Raw genomic sequence first — 2,923 nt, 5'->3', positions numbered from 1 at the left:
GTGTATACATTTGATTTTTTATCATGGTTTCAAGCAGGCTTCTTAGCTCACCCATGGTTTTAAACTTGAAATTCGTAAGTATATTAACATCAGATCCAAAGTAATTCCTATACCCGTCAATGCGAGATTCAGCTTCCCTTGAAACTTCATCTTTACTTACGGAAATTAAAGTATCTTGCTTAGCTTTATAAAGGATAATTTTTTCTTTCATCATATTTTCAATAAAGCTACATCTATCGGTTACGATTTGTCCTTCAGAGCGAGCGTAATTTTCACCTTCTTTAACATCTGTTTCAGTAATTATTTCATTTCCTACAACCGCTACAATTCCGTCTATTTTAGTTTCTTGAGCATAATTTAATGTAGCTATAAAAAATGTTAACAGTAAAATTAATCTATTCATTTCAAGTTTTTATATCTGCAAATTTAAAATTCTTTTATTAGTTATTAGTGTTTTATTAGCTATTTAACGCAATCAATTATAAATCTTTTTTAATTTTTGTACTTCCTCTGGGTTAATAGTAATAATTGCTTCTTCTTTTAATTTTTTTAGTATTTGAGTAGTTTTATAATCTATGTATTCATTAATATGATTCTTTCGAAGATCTTCTAAAGTCATGATATCCTTCTTGATAATTTTTTTAATATCTATAATTAGTTTTCTGTTTTTACTATTAACCCTATATATACCTTTTGAAAGTATTTCATTAGATGGAATATTTAGTGAATTTCGTGTCGATTTCCCTTCGTCTATTATTAAATCTTCTCGATTATCTTTAAATTGATTTTTTATAAATTCTACCGTTTTTTTATTTTTTAACCATTGTAAAACTTTATCTTCTATTTCAGAATTAATACAATAATAATAGGTCCCCTCAATCCTTTCATCCCATGTTAATTTTGCAGCTTCTTCTTTTAAAAACTTTTTTTGACCAATCAAATCGTTTCTCGCTTGTAATGCAATTAGATTAAATGCGTTTTTAATAAGAAGTTGTTTTTTTAAATTTTCCAATTCTTCTCCTGCTATTTCTGCATTAAAAAAATTTTCATTATAAAATTCTAATATATTTTCTTTTACCCAGTAATTAATATAATCATCTAAAATACTGTTTCTATAATCATAGTTCTTATTATTTAATTTTAATTTTAGCTGAGTTAACACTTCATTAGCTGTTAAAATTTTTGACTCACCAATTCTTATTAATATTAGATTATCTGAAAAGTCATAATTTTTAAATTTATTATATGATTTAGGTAATGATAAAGTTAAATGATTTAAGCCGTCTGAATTTTCCCTATAGAATGAATAAGTTTTTAATCTATTTACTAATAAATCATTTAGATGATCTATTTCGATTGAATTTATTAATCTTTTTAATAATTTTTTTCTAGCCAATGAATAGGTATCATAACTTTCTCTATAATAATATTTAAAGATTGCATAACCATTTGTTAATTTTATTGGCTGGGAATATTTTTCATTAGAAGTATTTAATTTTATTTGGCTGTAAATGTACTGATACGTAGTTTCATCATCATAAATATTAATTTCATTATTAAAGTTTTGATTAAATTTTTGTTTGACAATATTAAAATTTCCTCCAAATTTCAAATCATTATATGCTTTTATTATTTCAATTTTTGCATTTTTTACAGTATTAGGTATATATATTTGATCGAAAATAACCTCTCCCAAATATTTTCTATCATTTGAAACCAATATCAGAAAACAGCTATTTTCATCTTCATAAAAAGTAACTGTATTTAGAAGAGCCTTATATATAGCATCCACTAAACTTTTATTCAATGAAAATATATCTACATAGCTCGGTTTTTTATATTCTAATGTTTGAGAATATTTTAAAACTGCCTCCTCAAATCTTGAAGGATCATTATCTATTCTATGAATGATTGATTTTATGAATTTGTCTTTGTTTTTTTCATTTCTATTTTTATAATATTTATTCTTAAAAAAAAGCAATTGAATCTTTTTTTCAATTTGAATTTTTTTATAATAATCTTGCAATATAGGCTCTAAAACTTCATTTGGGTAAAATAAGCTGTCTTTTAATGCAATAGCTTCATTTGCAAATTCTCTCTCATATTCTTGAGAATCTTCGATATTATTTTTTAAAGCATATTGTTTTAACAAATTAAAATCTATAAAATTATCAATAGTATGGTCAGTACCTAAAAGTTCTAAATCTTTTTTATAATTTTTTTCAAAAACTGATGTATAAATATCTTCACCGTTCATAGACATTAAAATAGATTGCGAAAATATAATACCAGTAAAAAAATTTAAAAAGACAACTATTATTTTTTTCACTATTATTTATTTTATACAAAAATATGTAAAGAATTAAGACTCTAAAAATATTTTTTACTCTTAAAATCTTGAATATAATATGAAAATCTATAAATCTATATTATTTAACAAGTAAATTAAAATTGCTAATTATATGAAAATTTACACTAAAATTAGGGCGAAATTGAACCTCTTAAAATTATTGTTTTTCTTGGACAATTACTTCCCAATTACCTACAACATTTACATCTAAATAATAATCCCCTTCCGATTTATGAATTGTACTTTCACTTTCTTCTTTTTTATTTGCAGCCATTATTTCCGGTATTTCTCCTTTCTCAAGAATATCAACTCTTTTATCAATACATATACTGTAAATATTTCCATTTCTGATCCGGGTAACAAATTTAGCCTCATTTCTTGATAAATGGAATACTTCTGATTTTTTTCCCATTCCCTTTAAATACAAAAATATCCTTATAAATAAGATTTTTTTATGTCTCTGTTTGTTTAGTTGATTAGTTTATTGATTGTTTAATGGCATTTTTAGAAAGAAATAATATTCAAAAAACCATTCCTATAAATATGAATAAAAATACTAATGCTATGATTGTA

At 23.5% G+C, this 2,923-nt stretch carries 2 protein-coding genes and 1 pseudogene; all 3 read right to left on the bottom strand.

Annotated elements, in window-relative coordinates; all coding sequences use genetic code 11:
- Positions 1 to 403, bottom strand: a pseudogene (locus tag M3Z80_RS09480) (hypothetical protein); the annotation flags it as partial.
- 72 nt (positions 404 to 475) lie between these two features.
- Positions 476 to 2,329, bottom strand: a complete 1,854-nt coding sequence (locus M3Z80_RS09475) for a hypothetical protein (RefSeq protein ID WP_293919372.1) — start codon at positions 2,327 to 2,329, stop codon at positions 476 to 478.
- A gap of 178 nt (positions 2,330 to 2,507) precedes the next feature.
- Complete coding sequence (locus M3Z80_RS09470; RefSeq protein WP_293919371.1) at positions 2,508 to 2,762, bottom strand: hypothetical protein; 255 nt, start codon at positions 2,760 to 2,762, stop codon at positions 2,508 to 2,510.
- Positions 2,763 to 2,923: the final 161 nt, after the last annotated feature.

The organism is Apibacter sp. (assembly GCF_025291155.1).
Classification (GTDB): domain Bacteria; phylum Bacteroidota; class Bacteroidia; order Flavobacteriales; family Weeksellaceae; genus Apibacter.
The sequence above is the reverse complement of the archived record's forward strand: the minus strand, read 5'-3'. Positions and strand labels throughout refer to the sequence as shown.

Coding starts and splice junctions, on each gene's coding strand:
- M3Z80_RS09470 (WP_293919371.1), bottom strand. CDS start 2,762: ATGGGAAAAAAATCAGAAGTATTCCATTTATCAAGAAATGAGGCTAAA.